This is a genomic window from Halobacteriovorax sp. DPLXC-1 (genome assembly GCF_036903125.1).
Lineage (GTDB): Bacteria > Bdellovibrionota > Bacteriovoracia > Bacteriovoracales > Bacteriovoracaceae > Halobacteriovorax_A > Halobacteriovorax_A vibrionivorans.
In genome coordinates, this window is record NZ_JAYMCO010000001.1 from 547175 (window position 1) to 566352 (window position 19178).

Annotated in this window: 19 protein-coding genes; 13 read left to right on the forward strand and 6 right to left on the reverse strand. The window is 37.2% G+C overall.

Features of this window, described 5'->3' with window-relative positions; genetic code table 11:
* Positions 1 to 24 precede the first annotated feature (24 nt).
* Genes VCM44_RS02780 through VCM44_RS02790 form a run of 3 tightly spaced genes read right to left on the reverse strand, consistent with a single transcriptional unit; the run spans position 25 to position 2658 of the window.
* Positions 25 to 1173, reverse strand: coding sequence for a cysteine desulfurase family protein (locus tag VCM44_RS02780; RefSeq protein ID WP_114705715.1), 1149 nt, complete (start codon positions 1171 to 1173; stop codon positions 25 to 27).
* A 32-nt stretch (positions 1174 to 1205) separates the two neighbouring features.
* Positions 1206 to 2315 carry a quinolinate synthase NadA gene (gene nadA, locus VCM44_RS02785; RefSeq protein WP_334677952.1) on the reverse strand — a complete coding sequence of 370 codons (1110 nt, stop codon included), beginning with the start codon at positions 2313 to 2315 and terminating at the stop codon, positions 1206 to 1208.
* A 22-nt stretch (positions 2316 to 2337) separates the two neighbouring features.
* The gene (locus VCM44_RS02790) at positions 2338 to 2658 is read right to left on the reverse strand and encodes a rhodanese-like domain-containing protein (protein ID WP_114705713.1); all 321 of its coding nucleotides are present in this window, start codon (positions 2656 to 2658) and stop codon (positions 2338 to 2340) included.
* 210 nt (positions 2659 to 2868) lie between these two features.
* Here VCM44_RS02790 and VCM44_RS02795 point away from each other — a divergent pair, with 210 nt between their 5' ends.
* The 11 genes from VCM44_RS02795 to VCM44_RS02845 all read left to right on the forward strand — a co-directional run bounded on the left by VCM44_RS02795 (position 2869) and on the right by VCM44_RS02845 (position 12262).
* Positions 2869 to 3645 carry a ParA family protein gene (locus VCM44_RS02795; RefSeq protein WP_158536760.1) on the forward strand — a complete coding sequence of 259 codons (777 nt, stop codon included), beginning with the start codon at positions 2869 to 2871 and terminating at the stop codon, positions 3643 to 3645.
* 101 nt (positions 3646 to 3746) lie between these two features.
* Positions 3747 to 4628 (forward strand): ParB/RepB/Spo0J family partition protein, encoded by an 882-nt coding sequence (locus VCM44_RS02800; RefSeq protein ID WP_334677953.1) that lies wholly within the window; start codon positions 3747 to 3749, stop codon positions 4626 to 4628.
* Positions 4629 to 4835: 207 nt separating this feature from the next.
* Complete coding sequence (locus VCM44_RS02805) at positions 4836 to 5570, forward strand: hypothetical protein (RefSeq protein ID WP_120405461.1); 735 nt, start codon at positions 4836 to 4838, stop codon at positions 5568 to 5570.
* Between the two features lie 110 nt (positions 5571 to 5680).
* Positions 5681 to 6943, forward strand: a complete 1263-nt coding sequence (locus VCM44_RS02810) for a Glu/Leu/Phe/Val family dehydrogenase (RefSeq protein WP_334677954.1) — start codon at positions 5681 to 5683, stop codon at positions 6941 to 6943.
* A 45-nt stretch (positions 6944 to 6988) separates the two neighbouring features.
* Positions 6989 to 7471, forward strand: coding sequence for a hypothetical protein (locus VCM44_RS02815; RefSeq protein WP_334677955.1), 483 nt, complete (start codon positions 6989 to 6991; stop codon positions 7469 to 7471).
* 51 nt (positions 7472 to 7522) lie between these two features.
* Positions 7523 to 8038: a hypothetical protein gene (locus VCM44_RS02820; protein WP_120405459.1), complete on the forward strand. Its 516-nt coding sequence runs from the start codon at positions 7523 to 7525 to the stop codon at positions 8036 to 8038.
* A 77-nt stretch (positions 8039 to 8115) separates the two neighbouring features.
* Entirely contained in the window at positions 8116 to 8505 is a 390-nt protein-coding gene (locus VCM44_RS02825; protein ID WP_162929695.1) for a LexA family protein, read from the forward strand.
* Positions 8506 to 9792 carry a Y-family DNA polymerase gene (locus tag VCM44_RS02830; protein ID WP_114705705.1) on the forward strand — a complete coding sequence of 429 codons (1287 nt, stop codon included), beginning with the start codon at positions 8506 to 8508 and terminating at the stop codon, positions 9790 to 9792.
* A 70-nt stretch (positions 9793 to 9862) separates the two neighbouring features.
* The gene (locus VCM44_RS02835) at positions 9863 to 10540 is read left to right on the forward strand and encodes a hypothetical protein (RefSeq protein ID WP_334677956.1); all 678 of its coding nucleotides are present in this window, start codon (positions 9863 to 9865) and stop codon (positions 10538 to 10540) included.
* A 4-nt stretch (positions 10541 to 10544) separates the two neighbouring features.
* Positions 10545 to 11513, forward strand: coding sequence for a DUF2817 domain-containing protein (locus VCM44_RS02840; RefSeq protein ID WP_334677957.1), 969 nt, complete (start codon positions 10545 to 10547; stop codon positions 11511 to 11513).
* Positions 11510 to 12262: an alpha/beta fold hydrolase gene (locus VCM44_RS02845; protein ID WP_334677958.1), complete on the forward strand. Its 753-nt coding sequence runs from the start codon at positions 11510 to 11512 to the stop codon at positions 12260 to 12262. Before VCM44_RS02840 ends, VCM44_RS02845 begins: the two co-directional genes overlap by 4 nt.
* Here the strand turns inward: VCM44_RS02845 and VCM44_RS02850 are convergent.
* The 3 genes from VCM44_RS02850 to gpmI are packed head-to-tail and all read right to left on the reverse strand — an operon-like array spanning position 12244 to position 16359.
* On the reverse strand, positions 12244 to 13815 hold the full coding sequence (locus VCM44_RS02850; protein ID WP_120405454.1) for an ArnT family glycosyltransferase: 1572 nt from the start codon (positions 13813 to 13815) through the stop codon (positions 12244 to 12246). The genes VCM44_RS02845 and VCM44_RS02850 overlap by 19 nt on opposite strands.
* Positions 13816 to 13819: 4 nt before the next feature.
* Positions 13820 to 14827 (reverse strand): 6-phosphofructokinase, encoded by a 1008-nt coding sequence (gene pfkA, locus VCM44_RS02855; RefSeq protein WP_334677959.1) that lies wholly within the window; start codon positions 14825 to 14827, stop codon positions 13820 to 13822.
* An 8-nt stretch (positions 14828 to 14835) separates the two neighbouring features.
* On the reverse strand, positions 14836 to 16359 hold the full coding sequence (gene gpmI, locus VCM44_RS02860) for a 2,3-bisphosphoglycerate-independent phosphoglycerate mutase (protein WP_334677960.1): 1524 nt from the start codon (positions 16357 to 16359) through the stop codon (positions 14836 to 14838).
* A 195-nt stretch (positions 16360 to 16554) separates the two neighbouring features.
* Between gpmI and VCM44_RS02865 the strand changes: the two genes are divergently transcribed.
* Complete coding sequence (locus tag VCM44_RS02865; RefSeq protein ID WP_114705699.1) at positions 16555 to 17289, forward strand: hypothetical protein; 735 nt, start codon at positions 16555 to 16557, stop codon at positions 17287 to 17289.
* Positions 17290 to 17452: 163 nt separating this feature from the next.
* Positions 17453 to 19177, forward strand: a complete 1725-nt coding sequence (locus VCM44_RS02870; RefSeq protein WP_120405452.1) for an acyl-CoA dehydrogenase — start codon at positions 17453 to 17455, stop codon at positions 19175 to 19177.
* The last annotated feature ends 1 nt before the right edge of the window (position 19178 follow it).

Here is a 19178-nt window from a genome sequence, read left to right on the forward strand (position 1 = left end):
AATATGATGAAAAGGTTTTTTGTCTTAATAACTTTTTATCTTTGATAGTTTTTCGTAAGCGTTTATTAATGCACTTTCGATTCTATCATAGAGGGCAGGATCATTACAAAGCCCTAAAGAAATTCTCACAACACCTCGACCAATATCGTCAGTTACTCCCATGGCCTTAAGAACTTTAGAAGTTTGAGGGTTATTGTCAGAACAAGCTGATGATGTTGTTACATAAATTCCTTCAGATTCAAGCTCCATTTGCACGGCCTGGCCATGGATTCCTGGCATTGAAAGGTATGATGTTGAAGAAAGCCTTGGGGCATCTTCACCAATGATAACAATTTGTGGAAATTTAGCTTTAATATTTTCTTCAAATTGTTGGCGTTTAGTATTAATGGCCTCATATTTTGGTAGATTATTCATTGCATATGTTAGGGCAACGGCAAGAGTTTCATTTCCGAGGTAGTTTTGAGTTCCACCACGAAGACCTTTCTCTTGTCCTCCACCAATAATGAGAGGTTTTAAAGTTGCTGGGTCTTTTGCAAGAACTAAGCCTGAGCCTGTCATACCACCAATTTTATGTCCGGCCACTACAGCGTAATCAATTCCCGATTCAGCAAAGTTAAATTCAGTCTTCCCTACAAATTGAGTTGTATCACATAGGAAAGGAACACCTTTTTCTTGGCATATTTTTGCAACGTCTAAGTAAGGTTGAATAACACCAGTTTCATTATTTGCTGCCATCACCGCAACAAGTGCAGTGTCTTCATCGATATGATTAATGAGATCTTCTACATCAACAATTCCATTTGGCTTAGTTTGTAATGTATAGACTTCATGGCCGTGATTTTCTTGGTAGAAAAGAGCATTGTTTGTAACAGCTGAGTGCTCGATTCCCGAGATGATTATTTTCTTTTTTGGATTATTTAAAAGTACAGATTGAAAAACAGTTGAGATACCTTCTGTCGAGCCAGAGTTAAATACAAGTTGACTCATTTGAGCACCGAGAAGCTTTGCACATACAGAGCGTGCATTTTCCATGGCCACCTTCACGCGTGTTCCAACATGGTGTGTGGCATTTGGGTTAGCAAATGGCCCCTTGTTTAGGCGGTTAATAATGTACTCCTTTACTTCATTGCAAATTGGAGCACTGCCATTGTAGTCAGCGTAAATCTCTTGCATGTTTAAATCCCTCTCTCTCTTGTGTGTAAAACCTATTTACTTAACTCAAGCATTTTATTTAATGCTTTCAGTGAGTATTCCTTAGTCTTGTCATCTACTTTAATTATATTAATAGGTTTATTTTCCTTAATCGCTCTAAAGCTGGCAAGTAGCCAACGCGGTCTTACTCGATACATTGTTGTACATAAACACTGGTAAGGTGACAGTGAAGTGATTTCTTTATCAGGAAAATCATTTGCTAAACGATTAACAAGGTTGATCTCTGTTCCTACTGCAAACTTTGAGCCTGCTGGTGCTTCTTTGATCTTATTGATGATGTAAGCAGTTGAGCCGTTGTCGTGTGCCGCTTGTACAACCTCAAAGTTACACTCAGGATGTACGATAACAGTTGTATCTGGTTTTTCTTTTTTAATTTGTTCTACTTGTGTTGCTGTAAAGCCTTGGTGAACTGAGCAGAATCCGTACCAAAGAATAACTTTGGCCTTATCGATTTGTTCGCTCGTTAGCCCACCATTAAGCATATTAGGGTTGTAGACAACCATTTCATCAAGTGAGATTCCTAGGTCATGACAAGTATTTCTTCCTAAGTGTTGATCTGGAAAGAATAATAGTTTTTGACCTTGATCAAAGGCCCACTTGATAATGTTTTGTGCATTTGATGAAGTACAGATTGTTCCATCGTTTTCACCAACAAATGACTTTAAAGTTGCAGCACAATTAATATAAGTAATAGGAATAATTTTATCATTAGTTGATTTGCGCATGAAGTCCCATGCTTTATCAATCTCTTCTCGGTTTGCCATGTCGGCCATTGAACAACCTGCTTGCATATCTGGAAGGATGACGTTCTGGTCATCTCCTGTAAGCATATCTGCAGTTTCGGCCATGAAGTGAACGCCACAGAAAATGATATATGGCTTATCCTTGAGTAAGGCCGCATCTTGAGCAAGCTTTAGTGAGTCACCTTTATAATCAGCAAACTCAATAACGTCATCTTGCTGATAGTGGTGGCCAAGAACAACAACTTCGTCCTTAAGCTCCTCTTTAATCTTTCTGAGTTCAACTAGCACTTCTTCGTCTGATAATTCTTCTTGAGAAATTATTGGACGGTGAACTTCCTCTTTTCCGAAAAGATCTAACATATTTATTCCTTTAATTTATTGATTAAGCCTTAATTGGGTAACCACTTTCTCCCCAAGCAAGGATTCCACCTTCTAGGTTGTATAAGTCTTCAAAACCTTCTTCCAGTAGAAATTGGCAAGCGTTTAAACTTCTCTTTCCACTACGGCATTGAACAACAATTTTTTTACTCTTATCTTTTAAGTGATTCGCATATTGATTAGCGAAGTCTGATAGTGGAATAAAAATAGCTTCTTCAATATGACCTGCATCCCACTCATCTTGCTCTCGGCAATCCACAAGAATAAGGTCTGTATTCTTATCCATTAAATCCTTTAATTCACCAACTTCCATAAAGTTAATCATGCGTTACTCCTTTTATTAATACGACGTTTGGGAATTTAGAACATTCCTCACAAGCTGTCACCTTATGAGTAATTTACCATGTGCGTCTAAAAATAGATTTGATGGGGCTCAAATTGTTTAATCAGGTATTTGACGTTGCGTGATACTTTTCTTAACATTTTATATAGATAGTTTTTTATATTGGTCAAATGGATGACCAGGGGAGCTTACATGGAAGTTATAACGGTTGCAAATAACAAGGGTGGCGTTGGTAAAACAATGCAGTGCTACCAATTAGCGACTCACTTGGCCAATAAAGGTCACAAGGTACTTGTTATTGACCTAGATTCACAGGCCAATTTAAGTTCAACATTTAATTTACAGATTCACAGAACTCTTATTCCTGAGTGGTTAATTGGTGACGTTACTATCGAAGACGTTATGGTGCCTTCAGAAGGTAAGGGTAAATTTCATAAGAATATTACTGTTATTCCATCAAGTCGTCATATGGCCAATCTATCAAAGCTTCTGATTCTTTCAGAAGGTGAGATTAGAAAAGAAGCTGGCCGTAAGGAGAGACTGATGAGGCTAAGACTTGAGCAAATTCCAGAGGGAATGTTTGATTACGTTGTAATCGATACACCTCCAATGCTTGGTGATGAACTTATTATGGCACTTGTTGCAAGTAATAAGATTCTAATTCCAACACAGGCTCAAGATTACTCTATTGATGGTCTAGAAGAGTTAATGGATACTTTTGAAATTATCAAAGAGACTGAGAACTCTTCATTAGAATTCTCAATCATTCCATCAATGGTTAATGCGAGAAGAAAGATTGAAAAGCAAAGACTAGAAGAACTTGCTCAGTCTTTTAACATTACACCACCAATTCGTAATCTTGTTCAGATGCAAGAGTCGATTTCATTAAAGAGACCTATTTGTAAAATGGGTAAGAAGTCGCGCGGACATCAAGATTACCAAAAGCTTTGGGAATCATTAAATCTATAATATTTTGAGACACACGGATGTGTTTCGCTTTTAAAGGGGCCATGTGTGTGTGACTGGCCCTCTTTAAAAGAAAATAGTCTCAACATAGGGAAGAGGAATTTATGGCAAAAAAATTTGCTCCAAGAGTTTCTAAGAAAGAAAGAAAAACTTTAAAATTAACAGATAATCTCGATAGCTCCGTAATGGAGAGACTTTCTGGTGATCGTCTTCTACAAGGAGCGAAGCTAGATGAAGTTTACTTAAAAGAGATTGTTGTAAAAGAGCAGGTAAGAACTAAATTTAATGATAGTTCTCTAAAAGAGCTTGCTGAAAACATCAAACAAAATGGTCTAATTCAACCACTTGTTCTTCATAAGGATAAGCTTGGTCGACTAACATTAGTTTGTGGTGAGAGACGTTACCGTGCCATGTCTCTTATTGAAAAAGAGAAGTGTCCTTGTTTTATTCTCGATAAGAAGAATGAACAAGAGCTTATGGCAATTCAATTCTCTGAGAACTCATCACGTGAAGCACTTCACTATATTGATAAGGCCGATGGTATTTTAAATTACCAAAAAGCAACGAAGGCGAGTGAGAGAAAAATTCAAGCGGCTCTTGGTATTTCAAAGTCTGAAGTTCACAGGTCTTTAATGATTGCCAAAATGGGTAAGAAAGTTAAAGAAGCGGCCAAAGCTCATAATATTGAAAAGTATGTACTTCTAGAACTTGATGCTCTTGAGAAAAGCCCACTTAAAACAAAGCTAACTAAAATGCTTTATAAAGGTGAGTTAACAAAAAGAGCTGAACTTAAGAAGGCCATCAAAGATGGTGGTGTTATTAAGCCAGGTAGAAAGAAGAAAAAGCCAACTGTTCCAAAAGGACTTACGGCAAATGCATTTATTAAGACATTAAAGTCACAAGCTAAAGGTAAGAAGCTGGATAAGAAAACTCAGTCCTTACTTAATGAGCTCCTCAAAGAAACACAAAATATCGTCGATATGTAAGACATAAGCATGGCCAAGGGTGAAGCTATTCATCCTTGGCATGACCCTTGCAACTTATATTAGTAACTGAATAGTTTATTAATGTAATTTGAGGGACTTAACATGCTAAACACAGCGAAAAACAAGAGTAAAATTTCTACACAGTGTTCAAGATTTATACAGTTATCACTGCTTCTGTTCACATGTAATACACTTGCTAAAGGCGAAGTGAAAAAAGATTTAACTCTTTTTAAGTCTTTTAACCCTCGAGTTGAAGTCAAACTTCAAGAGCGTACCCCACAAAGTTTTTACGCTGATGTGGACTTTGCTCCAAAACCAGAAGATTATAAAACATTTCTCGACTATGTTTTTGTATATGATCATGCAGGTGTTCTAAAGAGGATGTCGAACCATTATCATCAAATGCAGGCAAGAGATGAATATGTTAGAAATTGGGATCTAACTTCCACAACATTTCATAAGCTCTCAACTATTGATGAGAGAAAGCGCTACTTTAATAAGAATTTTTTAAAGTATATTGATAAGAGAATTTCTGGCTCAATTAAAAGGGCAAAGAAAGGTTCAACAATGGCCCAAGTTGGTCAGATGAAAGAAACGTTAACACCAGAGTCTGAAGCACAAATTTCAGATAACTTTAAAGTTAAGTTTAGAGCAAAGGTTCTTAAGGGTCTTGCTATTATTAAAATCGAAAATCCATTTGTCGATGCTAATACATTTCTATCTCTATCTGATGGTCTAATGATGCAAGTAAGAAAGAATTTCAATGAAACTCGCACGATTGCCTCAGTTGATTACTATACTGCTGGAACAAATATTGAGCTTTATGTAGAACAAGGTTTAACAGACAGACTCTCTGCTAGAGCTTCGGCGAAAGATATTGTTGGCGGAAGTAATGCGTCGCACGAGTTACGTTTAAATTACTCAACTCCATTCAATTTCTAATTAACCGAATTTGGCAAAAAAAGTCAGTAATTGCCCCATGCATTTACTAGCTCATCCGTTATAATTGGAGTAAATTAGGAATTATTTTACGTATAACGGAGTTAAAAAAAATGAGCAATCTTCTAGATAATCCACTATATCAGGATGCCATCGCGCAATTAGAAGAATCTGCCGCAATTATGGGACTCGATCCAAACGTTGCCGACAGACTTAAACACCCAAAAAGAGCACTTCAAGTTGCAGTTCCAATTCGTCTTGACGATGGTACTGTTAAAACTTTTCAAGGATTCAGAGTTCAACACAATATGACTCTTGGACCTGGAAAAGGTGGGGTACGTTTTCACCCAGGCGTTGACCTGGCCGAAACTGCTGGTCTTGCAATGCTTATGACTTTCAAATGTGCCCTTGTTGGTCTACCTCTAGGTGGAGCAAAAGGTGGAATCTGTGTTGATCCAACAAAACTTTCTCGTCAAGAACTTCAAGGTTTAACTAGAAGATACACAACAGAAATTAATACATTTATTGGTCCACAAGTAGATATCCCTGCTCCAGATATTGGAACAGACGGACAAACTATGGCGTGGATGCTTGATACTTACTCACAACTAAAAGGTTACACTGTTCCAGGTGTTGTAACAGGAAAGCCAATCACAGTTGGTGGATCTCTTGGTCGTAGTGAAGCTACAGGTAAAGGTGTTGCCTTTTGTGTAAACTTTGCTGCTAAGAAATTAGGAATGAAAATCGATACAAGCACAACTGTTGCTATTCACGGTTTTGGTAAAGTTGCCGTTCCTGCGGCCCATGATCTTGAAGCACAAGGTGCAAAAATTGTAGCTGTATCAGATGTTTCTGGTGCTATTTATGATCCAAATGGTTTAAACATTAATGCTGCACTTGAATGGACAAAGAAAGGTGGCCTACTAGCAGACATGGATGGAGTAGAGAAAATTTCTAACGAAGAACTTTTCGCTCTTGATGTTGATATCTTAATCCCAGCTGCAATTGATGGTGTAATCACTGAAAAGAATGCACATAAAGTTAAGGCAAAGATTATTGCTGAAGGCGCTAACGGTCCACTTAATAAAGCTGCAATTGATATCGTAACTAAGAATGGTTGTTTCTTAGTTCCAGATATTCTTTGTAACGCTGGTGGTGTTATCGTTTCTTACTTTGAATGGGTTCAGGGACTTCAGAATTTCTTCTGGGATCTATCAGAGATCAATAGAAAACTTCACGATATTCTAAAAGATGCTTTTGAGAACGTTTACGAAGCTCATCAGAAATATGATATCGATATGAAAAAGGCCGCTTTCGTTGCTGCTCTTAAAAGATTAGAGAGAGCAATGAGATTTAGAGGGCTCTTCCCAGGTTAATATTTTTCTTGTAAGATAGAGGGCACTTATAAGGTGCCCTTTTTTATGCGATATATCTTACTGCTAATTCCATTCTTCGCTTTTGCCAATGTGACAAGTGAACTTGTTACGGGGGCGGACCGCAAGCTCTTCTCATACACGCAAGTATGTGAATTCTTTGGCGTAAAGGATGCTTTACTCGCTAGTAAGGAATCTTCTTCTAAAATTGACTGCATGGGCAAGTCATTTGAAATCTCTAATTTTTGTGAAAAGAAATACACAGGTAATTTAAATTATACTAAGGCGCGCTTTGATCTCGTTGATGGTAAAATTGCATGTCACTTCTCTGATACTGTCATCCTTGAGCTTGCATGTAAGGGGAAGTATTCGAAGTTTTGTAAGAATACTAATGAATCTTGTAATGAGTTAAAGTCTGAGTTTGCTCACTCTCTTGATCTTTCCACTTCTATGATTCTAGAAATTTACCCACCTCGTTTAAAATGTTTCTTTCAATCAAAGTCAAAGATTCCTAATTCTGCTAATTTATAACTTCCGTTAAATTTCATTCCTTGCATATATTCATCCTAATCGGAGGAGAGTATGCACAAACAAATGCTTGGGTTACTGCCATTGGGAAGTAAGGCCCATTTAACAGAGATGTATGGCTATTCATCTAAGGGGATTCCTGGCCTTGAAATAGTGGGGCTTGGTTCAAAGGGAAAGGCCATTAAAGAAAAATTTATCTTTCTATCAAAAAAGTATAATTTGAAAATTGCTCCTAAACGCTATGTACTTTGTATTGATGATAATACGGTTCTTGGCTCTCTTAGTTCTAAAGAAGAACTTTATCGCTGGCTTGAGTTACCACTTCTTATTCTCTATTGGTCCATGGCCGGTGTTCTTCCTATTCAAAACTTAAGTGATTGTCTTTGTGCAGGAAGGATTTCAACACGTGGTAAGATTGAGCCCTTTCGCTTTGATGAAACATCATCAGATTTTCTTCATCGATTGGATGACTTAAAACTTAAGGTGATCGCCAGTTACAATGATGACTTAAGAGGACTTACGTACTTTATTCCCCTTGATGAGATCATTAAGTTCCCAGATGCATCATAAGTTGTTGAATTTTAATAGATTAGGAAAGGTTTTCTTTTATCTTGTGCGTAAGTTATGCGTAAGTTATAATGAATCTTATGAACACGCACAAGAAACTTCCAGTAGCAAATTGTGGCCTCTTTGGAATCAGTGAGGACCACATTGAAAATTATCAGTCTTTAGATGAGCGCTTTGTCCAAAATCGTTCAGCGACTTTCTTCTTTGAAGCTCAAGGAGACTCGATGGAGCCATTGATTATTCCTGGTGACGTTTTGGTCATCGATCGCTCCTTGGAGGTTAAAAGTGGAAGAGTTGCTATTGTCTACTTAGATGGAGAGTTTCTATGTAAGCGTTTCATTAAGCAAGATGGGAGAGTCATCTTGCGCTCACACAATCCCTTGCATCGAGATATCACCATCACTGATGAGATGGACTTCTTGGTGTGGGGGCCAATTGTAGCAGTGGCACGCGATATGAAGGAACTTTAAATGGGAAGTCATAATAAGCAGAAGGTTTATGCTCTTGTGGATTGCAATTCATTCTTCTGTTCTTGTGAAAGGTTATTTCGGCCAGAAATTAGAAATAAACCAGTAGGGGTTTTATCAAATAATGACGGATGTTTTGTCTCTCGTACACCAGAGCTAAAGGCCCTTGGTGTAAAAATGGGAGACCCTTATTTCAAGGTAAGGAGGCTTTGTGAATCACACAATGTTCATGTTTTTTCTTCTAATTTTTCTCTGTATACAAATATCAGTGATCGGGTGATGAATGTCTTGGCCCGTTTTGCGCCTTCTCTAGAAATATACTCTGTTGATGAGGCCTTTCTTGATCTAACGGGGATGGATGAAGACCTTGTAGCCTATGGCCATCGCATTAGAGAGACGGTTTTACAGTGGACTGGAATTCCTGTCAGTATTGGGATTGCACCTTCTAAAACACTTGCAAAGATTGCAAATCATATCGGCAAGAAATCAGAAAAAGCCAATGGCGTTGTCTGTCTTCTCGATGAAAGATTACAAGATGTGGCCCTTAAAAGAGTTTCTATTGAAGATGTTTGGGGGATAGGAAGAAAGAATAGTGTAAAGCTTAGGACCTTGGGAATAAAAACGGCTTATGATTTTAAGGCCTTTAAGAATATAAAAGTTATACAGCGAACTTTAACTAAACTTGGTCGTATGACTCAAGATGAGTTAAGGGGAATAACCTGTTACGAATTAGAGGAATGTCGGCCAAAGAAGAAAGAGATCCTCTGCTCTCGTACCTTTAGTGGCAGTGTTGTTGATCTTAAAAGCCTGCGAGAATCAGTTGCAAATTATGTAACTAATGCAAGTGAGAAGATGCGGGCACAGCGTAGCTTATGTGCAACAATTGAAGTTTATTGTCATAGTGATCCACATAAATTAAATGAAGTACCTTATTACGGTAAGGATAAAGTTAAGCTTCTTGGGCCAACATCTGATACAAGAAAGATTATCAAGTATGCCTGGTCTGCACTCGATGATCTTTTTAAAATGGGGGTTTGTTTTAAAAAGGCCGGAGTTAAGCTTGGAGACTTTTCAGATGATGAGGTAATTCAACAAAGTCTCTTTGAAGAGTTAGATGATCCACGTAGCGCAAAGCTTATGAAAATTGTTGATGAAATTAACCGTCGTGAGGGGAGCGGTATGATTCGTTCAATGGCCTGCGGGGTTGATAATGATTCATGGAAGATGAGAAGAGAAAAATTATCGAGGCGTTATGTGACAGGTTGGGCCCAGTTACCAAAGTGCTCTTAACCAAATAAGTTGCCAGATGCGTCATTTTCTCTATATTGCCATAAGTCTAGGAGCTGACTATAATGGCCAAATGAGCGTATTTAAAGATCAAGTTGGAAAATTAGAAATTATAATCATGACATCAATTGCCCATATGGTTTTCTTTGGGATGTATTTTGCTGCTTCAAACCCGAATTGGTTTGCTGGAGTTTATACAGTAGAAGATGGTTTCTTGGAGATGCAGCAAGCTATTTATTTATTACTTGTTTCAATTCTATGCCTATGGCGATTCTTTAAATTAAAGGATAGTAAGTCTAAGTTATTTAAGTTTTCACTCTTGGCCTTTGCCGCTTTATTCTTCTTCGGTTTTGGAGAAGAGATAGCTTGGGGGCAGAGAATATTTGATTTAGGTTCTCCAGAGTTCTTTCAGCAATACAATACGCAAAATGATATTACATTACACAATCTAAAATTTGGTGATTTCAAAATCAATAAAGTTATCTTTGGTTTAATTGCTGGAATTATTTCTGGTGTTTACGTTCTAATTTTACCAGTCCTTTATCGCACAATTGGTTTTGTACAATATATCATTGATGACTTTGCAGTACCCGTACCAAAGCTAATTCATACATTCTTCTTTCTTGCGATGTATATTCTTTTTTTAACGATTGATCATGGTAAAAAGGGTGAAGTTATTGAGCTAGTAAGTTGTGCAATGTTCTTTGTTATCTTCTTATCCCCATATAATATAAAGACTTTTCAAAGGTAGCATCGTGAAAGACTTCGATGAGTTACATGCCATAGGTGAATTAACAAAAATCGAAGACCCACTTGTTAGATACCAAGAAATCACGAGAATTAACCACAACGGTGATAGCTTTCCAATCCATAGTTTTGAGATTGGAAGCGATGATCTAAGCGCTCCGGTATTAGCTTTATTTGGAGGAGTTCATGGACTTGAAAAAGTTGGGACTCAAGTTGTGGTAACTTACTTAACATCTTTGTTTAAGCAACTATCTTGGGATGAAGAGTTAAGAAGAAGTTTAGAAAAATATCGAATTATTTCAATCCCGCTCATTAACCCATGGGGGATGTATCATCATAGAAGGTCCAATGCTAATGATGTTGATCTTATGAGAAATGCTCCTGTAAAAGCATTAGAGAAAAAGAAATTTCTCCTTTCAGGGCAAAGGCTGACACCGAGGCTTCCTTGGTATCAGGGGCAAGAAAATGCTGCAATGGAAGAGGAGCTACAGGCCCTCGTTAATTATTGTCGTAAGAATATCTTCCAAGCAAAGAGGGCCATCTCTGTTGATTTCCACTCTGGCTTCGGACTCAAAGATCGTTTATGGTATCCCTACTCTAAGACATTGACGCCATTTAAAAATATAACGGAAATGGAAAATTTAGAACAACTTCTAAATGAGACACATCCACACCATATCTATCAGATTGAGCCAACATCAGAAAGTTACACTATTGAAGGTGACGTATGGGATTACCTATACGATGAGTATATACAAGAAAATCCTGATGGAGTTTATATCCCCTTAACATTGGAGATGGGAAGTTGGATTTGGGTTAAGAAGAATCCTTTGCAAATCTTTAGAAGAGAAGGACTTTTTAATCCGATAAAATCTCATCGTTATGATCGAACTATGAGAAGACATATCATGTTAATTAAATTCTTATTTCGCGCTGTCGGAAGTTCAAAAGCATGGGTTAAGGAGAATTCACTGTGAACTGGTTATTACTTAGAGGACTCGCTAGAGACAGTCGCCATTGGTATAAGTTTCCTGACTATCTTCACGAGATGGATGAAACACAAAATGTTTTTGCTCTAGATTACCTTGGAGTAGGAAGTAAGAATGAAGAGAATTCACCGCTTAAGATCTCAACGTATGTTGAAGATTTAAGAAGTGATTGGCTCAAACTAAAAGAAGAGCACCCTGGAGAGTGGAGTGTTATTGGTATTTCAATGGGTGCAATGATGGCATTGGATTGGTGTGATCGCTATGAAGATGATTTTAAAAATCTTGTCCTTCTTAATACATCAACTAGAGACACTGCAAGTATCTTCCACCGCTTATCTTTTGAAGCAATTGGAACATTTTCAAAGTTAATCTTTAATAAAGACACAAGAGATCGTGAGAAGAAGGCCTTATCTCTAACTGTAAAAATGAAAGAGCTACCAGATGATCTACTTGATGCATATGCTGAGTTCTTTGAAGATAAGCCTTTAAGAAGAATTAACTTCTTAAGACAAGTCTTTGCAGCTTCTCACTACAAACTTCCTCAAAGTATCAAAGCAAAAACATTAGTCTTGGCCGGTAAAGAAGACAAACTTGCTCATTATAAATGTAGTCAGGAGATTTCTCGTAAACTTGGTGTCCCACTTGAATTACATGAACAAGCAGGACACGATTTACCAATTGATGATCCAGACTGGATCATTGAAATGATGAAAAAGCATTACTTCATAAGTAAGTAGACATCTTCCTTTAGAGGCTCGTATGAACGTTGTGTCAGGGCCGCTTTTATATGACGCCATCTAGCTCGTCTTACCCATTTATTCCACTTTGCAATAACTCTGTGAGAGTCTCTTATCTCAGGTGTGATTCTTGAGATGGCAGCAATTACAACAGCGTTTTCTTTATTTAGGAAATCTTGTACTTGATGCTTTTTAATTGGTTCAACATTCATCTCAAGAGATTGTTCGTAGAAATAAGATCTGCGATCAACAAGGGCAACCTTCTTGTCTTTGAAGAGACTTTTTGCTCCTTCAGGTACTGCTGGAATATAGAATTGTGAGATAACAATAGACCAAAGAAAGATTAAATAAAGTCCAATTGTATTGAATCCAATTAAGACATTCTTCTTTGCAATAGCAATCATTGAGATAACGATTAGAAGTAAAAAGATAAGATTAACAGCAATCATTACACCATTTGAAAAGTATACAAGAATACAGCTGATCACTAAAAATAAAAGATTCAATGGTGTTACAAGAGCTAGAACATACTTTGATTTTTCTCGAAGAGTATCTAGATCAACTTGTAATAACAGAAATGTCATAAAAAATGGCACTGCTGGAATTGCATAGTGATGAGATCTCTGTGAAGGAATAAGCCACACGACAAAGAAGCACACAAAGTGAAAGAAGAAATAATATGTTTCTTTATTAAGGCCTTTAAAGCTTTCCTTTAATTTATTCCAAGTCAGAGGAAGAATTAATACCCATGGTAGAGTATAAAGAAATAGCCCTTGAAATACCTTATACATTGGCATTGGAACTTTTCCGAATTTTCCAAGGTTCTCCCTAACAAAGAAGTAATTAAAGAATTCTTCCTTATAGCTTAGGTAACTTGCAAAATACCAAGAGCAACTAAGAATCGTTATGGCCAAGAAGTAGAAAAAGCATTCTTTGATAATGAACTTTTTATCTTTCTTGTATAGAAATAGTTGATAACAGCTCATCGCAAGAAAGCTCATGACAATAGTTACTGGGCCTTTTATTAAAGCACCAGCTCCACCAAATAATATTGCTAAGATAAAACTCTTTTTAGATTTGTCTTTTATATAATCAAAAAGAAAAAGCGAACTAATAAATGGAAGCAGTGAAAGTGATGTCTCCATCATGAAAGTACGGCCAAACTTAATTGCACCATAGCCTCCTAAGAAGAAGGCGAGGGTTAAGAGCGGCTCAATTCGAAATCTTCTCTTTAACCAGCCGGCAGTAAAGACTGCTAGAATAATCGTTAAGATTGCTTGAGAAGCGCGGGCCCCCGTCAGTGATGATTCACCCATTAATGCATAAAGTGGAAATGGCATCCAAAAATGAAATGGCGGTTTTGACCAATGTCTTTCTCCTCTATAGTGAGGTGTCATTATATTATTGGTGTCATACATCTCTTGTGAAATTTGGACATATAATGATTCAGTTCCCTGGCGAGGAGCACTGAGGTTTCCAATATCCCATAGGTAAAAAATTGAAAATAAAATAGTAAAGATAATAAATAAATTCTTGTTTGATACTTTTTGCATATAATTACTTTGATAGAGTTTTTACAATTTCAACATACTTTTCTTCAACTTCAAACTTCTTACCAAGACAGTTTTCAAGTTTTTCTAGTACAACTTGTCCATTTTGTTCTGCTGTTACACTGGCCTTCTCTCCTGCAAGAAGTGACTTCACAGCAAGATGTCCCATTTGGGTTGCAATGAAACGATCTCTGGCAGTAGGGTTTCCGCCTCGTTGAATATGGCCTAGGATACATACTCTTGAATCGAGCTTGTGCTTATCAAGGAGTTCATTGTGAACATAATGTGAAAGACCTTCTGTTTCACCTTCAGAGGCAATAATAATTGAAGAGCCTTTGCCTCTTTTAAGACCTCTTTTAATATCATTAGCAATTGTGTCGATATCAACTTCTTTTTCTTCTTGGACTGGAAAGATAATATTTTCAGCACCAGTACAAAGTCCCACATGAAGAGCGATGGCCGGAGACTTTCTTCCCATAACTTCAACGATAAACGTTCTATCGTGAGAGTGGGCCGTATCGCGGATCTTATCGACAGCTTCGATTGCAGTTTGCACTGCTGTATCAAATCCAATTGAATAGTCAGTTCCTTCGATATCATTATCAATCGTTCCAGGGATTCCAACGACAGGAATTCCATGCTCCTTATGTAATTCCCATGCACCATTAAATGATCCATTACCACCAATAACAATTAGGGCATCAACGTTCTTTCTTTTTAATATATGTGCAGCTTCAGCTCTAATCTCTGGCTTAATAAACTCTGGACAGCGTGAGGTTTGTAGAATCGTTCCACCTTTTTGGAGAATATTTCCAACACTCGCTGCATCCATTTGATGTTGTGAGCCTTCGAGAAGACCAGCATAGCCGCGACGTATTCCAAATATTTCTATATCATTAGCTAGACAAGTTCTAACAACAGCGCGAATTGCACAATTCATTCCTGGACTGTCACCGCCACTACATAATACTGCAATTCTATTTATATTATTATTTGATTTTGTTTCTTCACTCATAAAATTTCCTATTCAAAGATATGATGTCCAGTAAAGCTAGGTGCTTGATGTAGTCCCATAATATAGAGACAAGTCGGAGATACATCCATTAGTGAATGTTCACCCGGTGCAATTGTAAAAGCTTTATCTTTTAATTTTTCATTAATGACACAAAATGGAACAAGAGCTCCTGTGTGAGCTGTGTGAGGAGTTCCATCTTTATGAACCATTTGATCACTATTTCCATGATCAGCTGTGATAATCATCGTTATCCCTTCCTCTTCACACTTCTTATAAAGTTTTGCGAGACACTCATCAAGAGTCTCTATTGCTTGTACAGCAGCTTTATAATTTCCTGTATGGCCGACCATATCTGAGTTTGCAAAGTTAACAACAGAAAAGTCATATTTTGATACTTTTGCTAAGAGTTTTTCAGTAACTTCTGGAGCACTCATTTGTGGCTTTTCATCATATGTTGAAACTTCTTTTGGTGATGGAATAAGAAGATGGTCTTCTCCTGCAAAAGGTTCTTTTTCACCACCATTAAAAAAGAAAGTTACGTGAGCATACTTTTCTGTTTCGGCTATTTTTAATTGTTTTAGGCCTTGGTCACTTAAGTACTCTGTCATTGTTCCTTTAAGTTTTTCTTTATCAAAGAGAACCGGTAAATCCATTTCATCAGGAATATAAGGAGTCATGCAAAGAAACATTGCAGGAAAGAAAGGCCTTTCAAATTCACTGAACTCTGGATAATTGAAAGCTAGAGTTAGCTGGATTGCACGGTCTGGTCTAAAGTTTGTAAAGAAGACACAATCACCTTCTTTAATAGCATAGTCTTTATTAAATAATGCTGGTGCAATAAACTCGTCAGTTCTTCCAGCCTCATATTCGCTATTAAGATATTCCATAGGAGAAAGATCTGTAATGTCCCCGTTACCTAAATACATATCGTAAGACTTTTTAATCTTCTCCCATCTACGATCACGGTCCATTCCAATTGAGCGCCCTTGCATTGAAGCAAAGTGGCTGCCTTCATATCCAACAATATCTTTTAAGTACATATCACCACAGGCCGGAGGAGTATCCCTTCCATCCATAAAAGCATGGACGAAGACTTCAATACCACTTTCTTTAAGACATTTAATGATCTCTTTAGTGTGTTCTATATGTGAGTGAATCCCACCATCAGAAAGAAGTCCTAAAAGGTGGATGCGATTATTATTCTTCTTTGCTGTATCAATAAGCTTTTGAAGTTGATATTGACTACAAAGGTTGCCCTTCTTTATCGACTCATTAATACGAACCAAGTCTTGCCTAATAGCACGACCTGCTCCTAAGTTCATATGCCCAACTTCAGAATTACCAACAACACCTTTAGGGAGTCCAACAAGTACGCCACCTGCTTGAATATTTGTGTATGGATAAGTCTTAAACAACTTATCAATGGTTGGTGTTTTTGCGTCTCTAATAGCATTCTTTTCAGTGTTTTCACTAATTCCGAAACCATCAAGGATAACTAAGAGGGCCTTTTTACTTATATTTTTTATCGACATAATCACGATCCTAGCAAAGTGTTTGTACAAAACACATTTTATAACTACTTAAAGTTTATACAAAATACCCCAATGTGTTCACTTTTTATACACATGGTGCTTTCTAATTACTTGTAATCTCATCTTAAAACTTGGCACGCAACTTGTATATATATAGGCAAATTGTTTAAAACACACACAAACACGGAGAATATTATGAAACTTAACTTAAAGAACTCGATTCTATCAGTCATTGTTCTTGCTTCACTAGTCGGATGTGGATCTGACGGCGGAGGAGGCCTAAATGGTAGTGGCTTCAATTACAATGTAAATGTAAACAATGGTACAACTAATGGCCTTGCATCTAGTCTTGTAACAGCACAGCAACTAGCAAATGCAATCGCCAATAATAACTTTGGTCAAAGCTCGCCTCAAGGCCTTTATGCTTTCCAAAAGTCTAACTCAAGCTATGGTTCTCAAGATTGTGAAGAAAAATGGTATGGAACAATTTGTACATATTCGTCATCTTCATCAAGTTATAATAACCAAGACATTGGTTTTAGAGAGTTAGGTGCAAATGGAGTTATTAATCGTAATGTAAATTACTATGGTACTCAATACACATACTCAGAAGATGCCCACTTTGGAAGTTCATTATCATCTCTTGCAAATAATCTTGCATCATATGTAATGTCTGCCAATGCAAATGGTAATTTATATAAAGTTGATCCTTACGGACGCTATTATAGATATTCAGATAATATGAACTGCACTCAGTTCTATTCTTTAGGATATGGCTCACAATCCGATTGTGAGTATGTTAAGAGAATCAGTTCTCGTCGCTGGGTAATTAAGATTAACGGCGCTGCTAATTTAATTGATATGAATCAGGCCCTTATTAGACAACCTGTTTCAAGAGAAGCAACAACTGTTAATGCTACTCCTTACTAAGATTTAAATCCCCCAAATACATACCTGACAAAAAAGCGCGGCAATATCCGCGCTTTTTTATTAAATTAAACCTAATTTACGCCGGCTAAATTTGTCTTTACGTGCATGAAACCTGAACATCATTTATAATAATAGTGTTTTAGTATTAAAAAAGGACTATTATATGGCAAAGTATCGTACAGACTTAATGGATGTAAATTTTAATCTATTTAAAACGTGCAAAATTCAAGAACAGGCCGGTGAACTCGGCTATGGTGAGGCCGAATTAAAGGATATCCTCATCCAATTTGATAAATTTGTAGAAAACGAAATCTATCCAACTCGTCAAGAAAGTGATGAGATTGGGGTAAAGCATGTGGACGGTAATGTTATCGTTCCAGAAATGTTTCACAAAGTTAATAAGAACTTCTATGAAAATGGTTGGTATGCACTTGGCTATCCTGAGGAAGTTGGTGGGATGCCAGCTCCACATGCTTTAAAAGTAGCATGTACTTCAATGGCAATTGGTTCAAACGTTGCTTGGTCAATGTATTACGGACTATCTCAAGGTGCGATGAATGTAATTCTAAAAGTTGGATCTCAGGAACAAAAAGATCTTTTTGTAACGAAGATGATGACTGGTGAATGGGGTGGGACAATGTGTCTGACTGAGCCAGGAGCAGGTTCTGATGTTGGGAATGCAAAGACAACGGCAAAGCCACTTGATAATGGAAAATATGCAATCAATGGCGTAAAGATTTTTATCTCTTCTGGTGAGAGTGATCTTTACGAGAATAATATTCACCTCGTTCTTGCAAGAACTCCTGGAGCACCTGAGGGAACAAAGGGACTTTCTCTATTTATCGTTCCAAGATTTAACGTTGATTCAGGAGAATCAAATAATGTTAAATGCACGAAGATCGAACATAAAATGGGAATTCATGCTCAGGCAACTTGTGAGCTTACTTTTGGCCAAGACGGAGAATGTGTTGGTGAGCTTATTGGTGAAGAATTTGATGGTATGAAAAATATGTTCATCATGATGAATGAAGCAAGACTGCTTTGTGGACTTCAAGGTGAAGCGCAGTCAAACCTTTGTTATGAACTATCTGAGCAATATGCAAGAGAGCGTTCACAATTTGGTACTGAAATTATTAATATGCCAGATGTTAAGAGAATGCTACTTAAGATGAGATCGACGGCAAGAGGGCTAAGAGCTCTTACTCTTTATACTGCCAATCTATTTGATAAGGCAGAGAAAGGAGATGAGGTTGCAGAAAAAGAAATTGCTCTCTTTACTCCAATCTGTAAGGGGTACTGTACAGATGAAGGTGTCAACATCGCAAGTGAAGGTGTTCAAGTTCACGGTGGTTATGGTTATTGTACTGAATACGGTATTGAACAATTCATGCGTGATACAAAGATTGCAACAATCTATGAGGGAACTAACGGAATTCAAGCAATTGACTTTGTTATGAGAAAGATCCTTATGGATAAAGGTGAGACATTCTTTAATGTAGGAAAAAAGATTCAAGCAACAATGAATAAAGAAGAAGCAAAGTCATTTCCTCATGAAATTTCAATGATTGGAAAATCAATGGAGATGAGTGAAGAAGTTGTTAAGAAGTTTGGAAAGCTTATGGCCGAAAAGAACCAAAATGGTGTTATGGCATATGCAACTGACTTCCTAACTTATTGTGGAAACCTTGTTGTTTCTTGGCTTTTACTTGAGCATGCTTGTATTGCTCAAAATGAATTGAAAAACGCTTCTAGTGAAGAAGAGAAAAAGTATTATCAATCAAAAATTGATGACTTTAAAGTATTCTGCCAGTATCAGCTAACACGCAATATTGGTCTTGCTCATAGTGTTTTAAATTTTGAAGAAGATCTAACTTCAATCAATGTTTAAT

What these genes read in the sequence shown, in the direction of transcription:
- VCM44_RS02825 (WP_162929695.1), top strand. Translation starts at nt 8,116, where the DNA reads ATGAACACGCACAAGAAACTTCCAGTAGCAAATTGTGGCCTCTTTGGA.
- VCM44_RS02780 (WP_114705715.1), bottom strand. Translation starts at nt 1,173, where the DNA reads ATGCAAGAGATTTACGCTGACTACAATGGCAGTGCTCCAATTTGCAAT.
- VCM44_RS02815 (WP_334677955.1), top strand. Translation starts at nt 6,989, where the DNA reads ATGCGATATATCTTACTGCTAATTCCATTCTTCGCTTTTGCCAATGTG.
- VCM44_RS02830 (WP_114705705.1), top strand. Translation starts at nt 8,506, where the DNA reads ATGGGAAGTCATAATAAGCAGAAGGTTTATGCTCTTGTGGATTGCAAT.
- VCM44_RS02800 (WP_334677953.1), top strand. Translation starts at nt 3,747, where the DNA reads ATGGCAAAAAAATTTGCTCCAAGAGTTTCTAAGAAAGAAAGAAAAACT.
- VCM44_RS02820 (WP_120405459.1), top strand. Translation starts at nt 7,523, where the DNA reads ATGCACAAACAAATGCTTGGGTTACTGCCATTGGGAAGTAAGGCCCAT.
- VCM44_RS02790 (WP_114705713.1), bottom strand. Translation starts at nt 2,658, where the DNA reads ATGATTAACTTTATGGAAGTTGGTGAATTAAAGGATTTAATGGATAAG.
- pfkA (WP_334677959.1), bottom strand. Translation starts at nt 14,827, where the DNA reads ATGAGTGAAGAAACAAAATCAAATAATAATATAAATAGAATTGCAGTA.
- VCM44_RS02810 (WP_334677954.1), top strand. Translation starts at nt 5,681, where the DNA reads ATGAGCAATCTTCTAGATAATCCACTATATCAGGATGCCATCGCGCAA.
- nadA (WP_334677952.1), bottom strand. Translation starts at nt 2,315, where the DNA reads ATGTTAGATCTTTTCGGAAAAGAGGAAGTTCACCGTCCAATAATTTCT.
- gpmI (WP_334677960.1), bottom strand. Translation starts at nt 16,359, where the DNA reads ATGTCGATAAAAAATATAAGTAAAAAGGCCCTCTTAGTTATCCTTGAT.
- VCM44_RS02795 (WP_158536760.1), top strand. Translation starts at nt 2,869, where the DNA reads ATGGAAGTTATAACGGTTGCAAATAACAAGGGTGGCGTTGGTAAAACA.
- VCM44_RS02835 (WP_334677956.1), top strand. Translation starts at nt 9,863, where the DNA reads ATGAGCGTATTTAAAGATCAAGTTGGAAAATTAGAAATTATAATCATG.
- VCM44_RS02850 (WP_120405454.1), bottom strand. Translation starts at nt 13,815, where the DNA reads ATGCAAAAAGTATCAAACAAGAATTTATTTATTATCTTTACTATTTTA.
- VCM44_RS02870 (WP_120405452.1), top strand. Translation starts at nt 17,453, where the DNA reads ATGGCAAAGTATCGTACAGACTTAATGGATGTAAATTTTAATCTATTT.
- VCM44_RS02865 (WP_114705699.1), top strand. Translation starts at nt 16,555, where the DNA reads ATGAAACTTAACTTAAAGAACTCGATTCTATCAGTCATTGTTCTTGCT.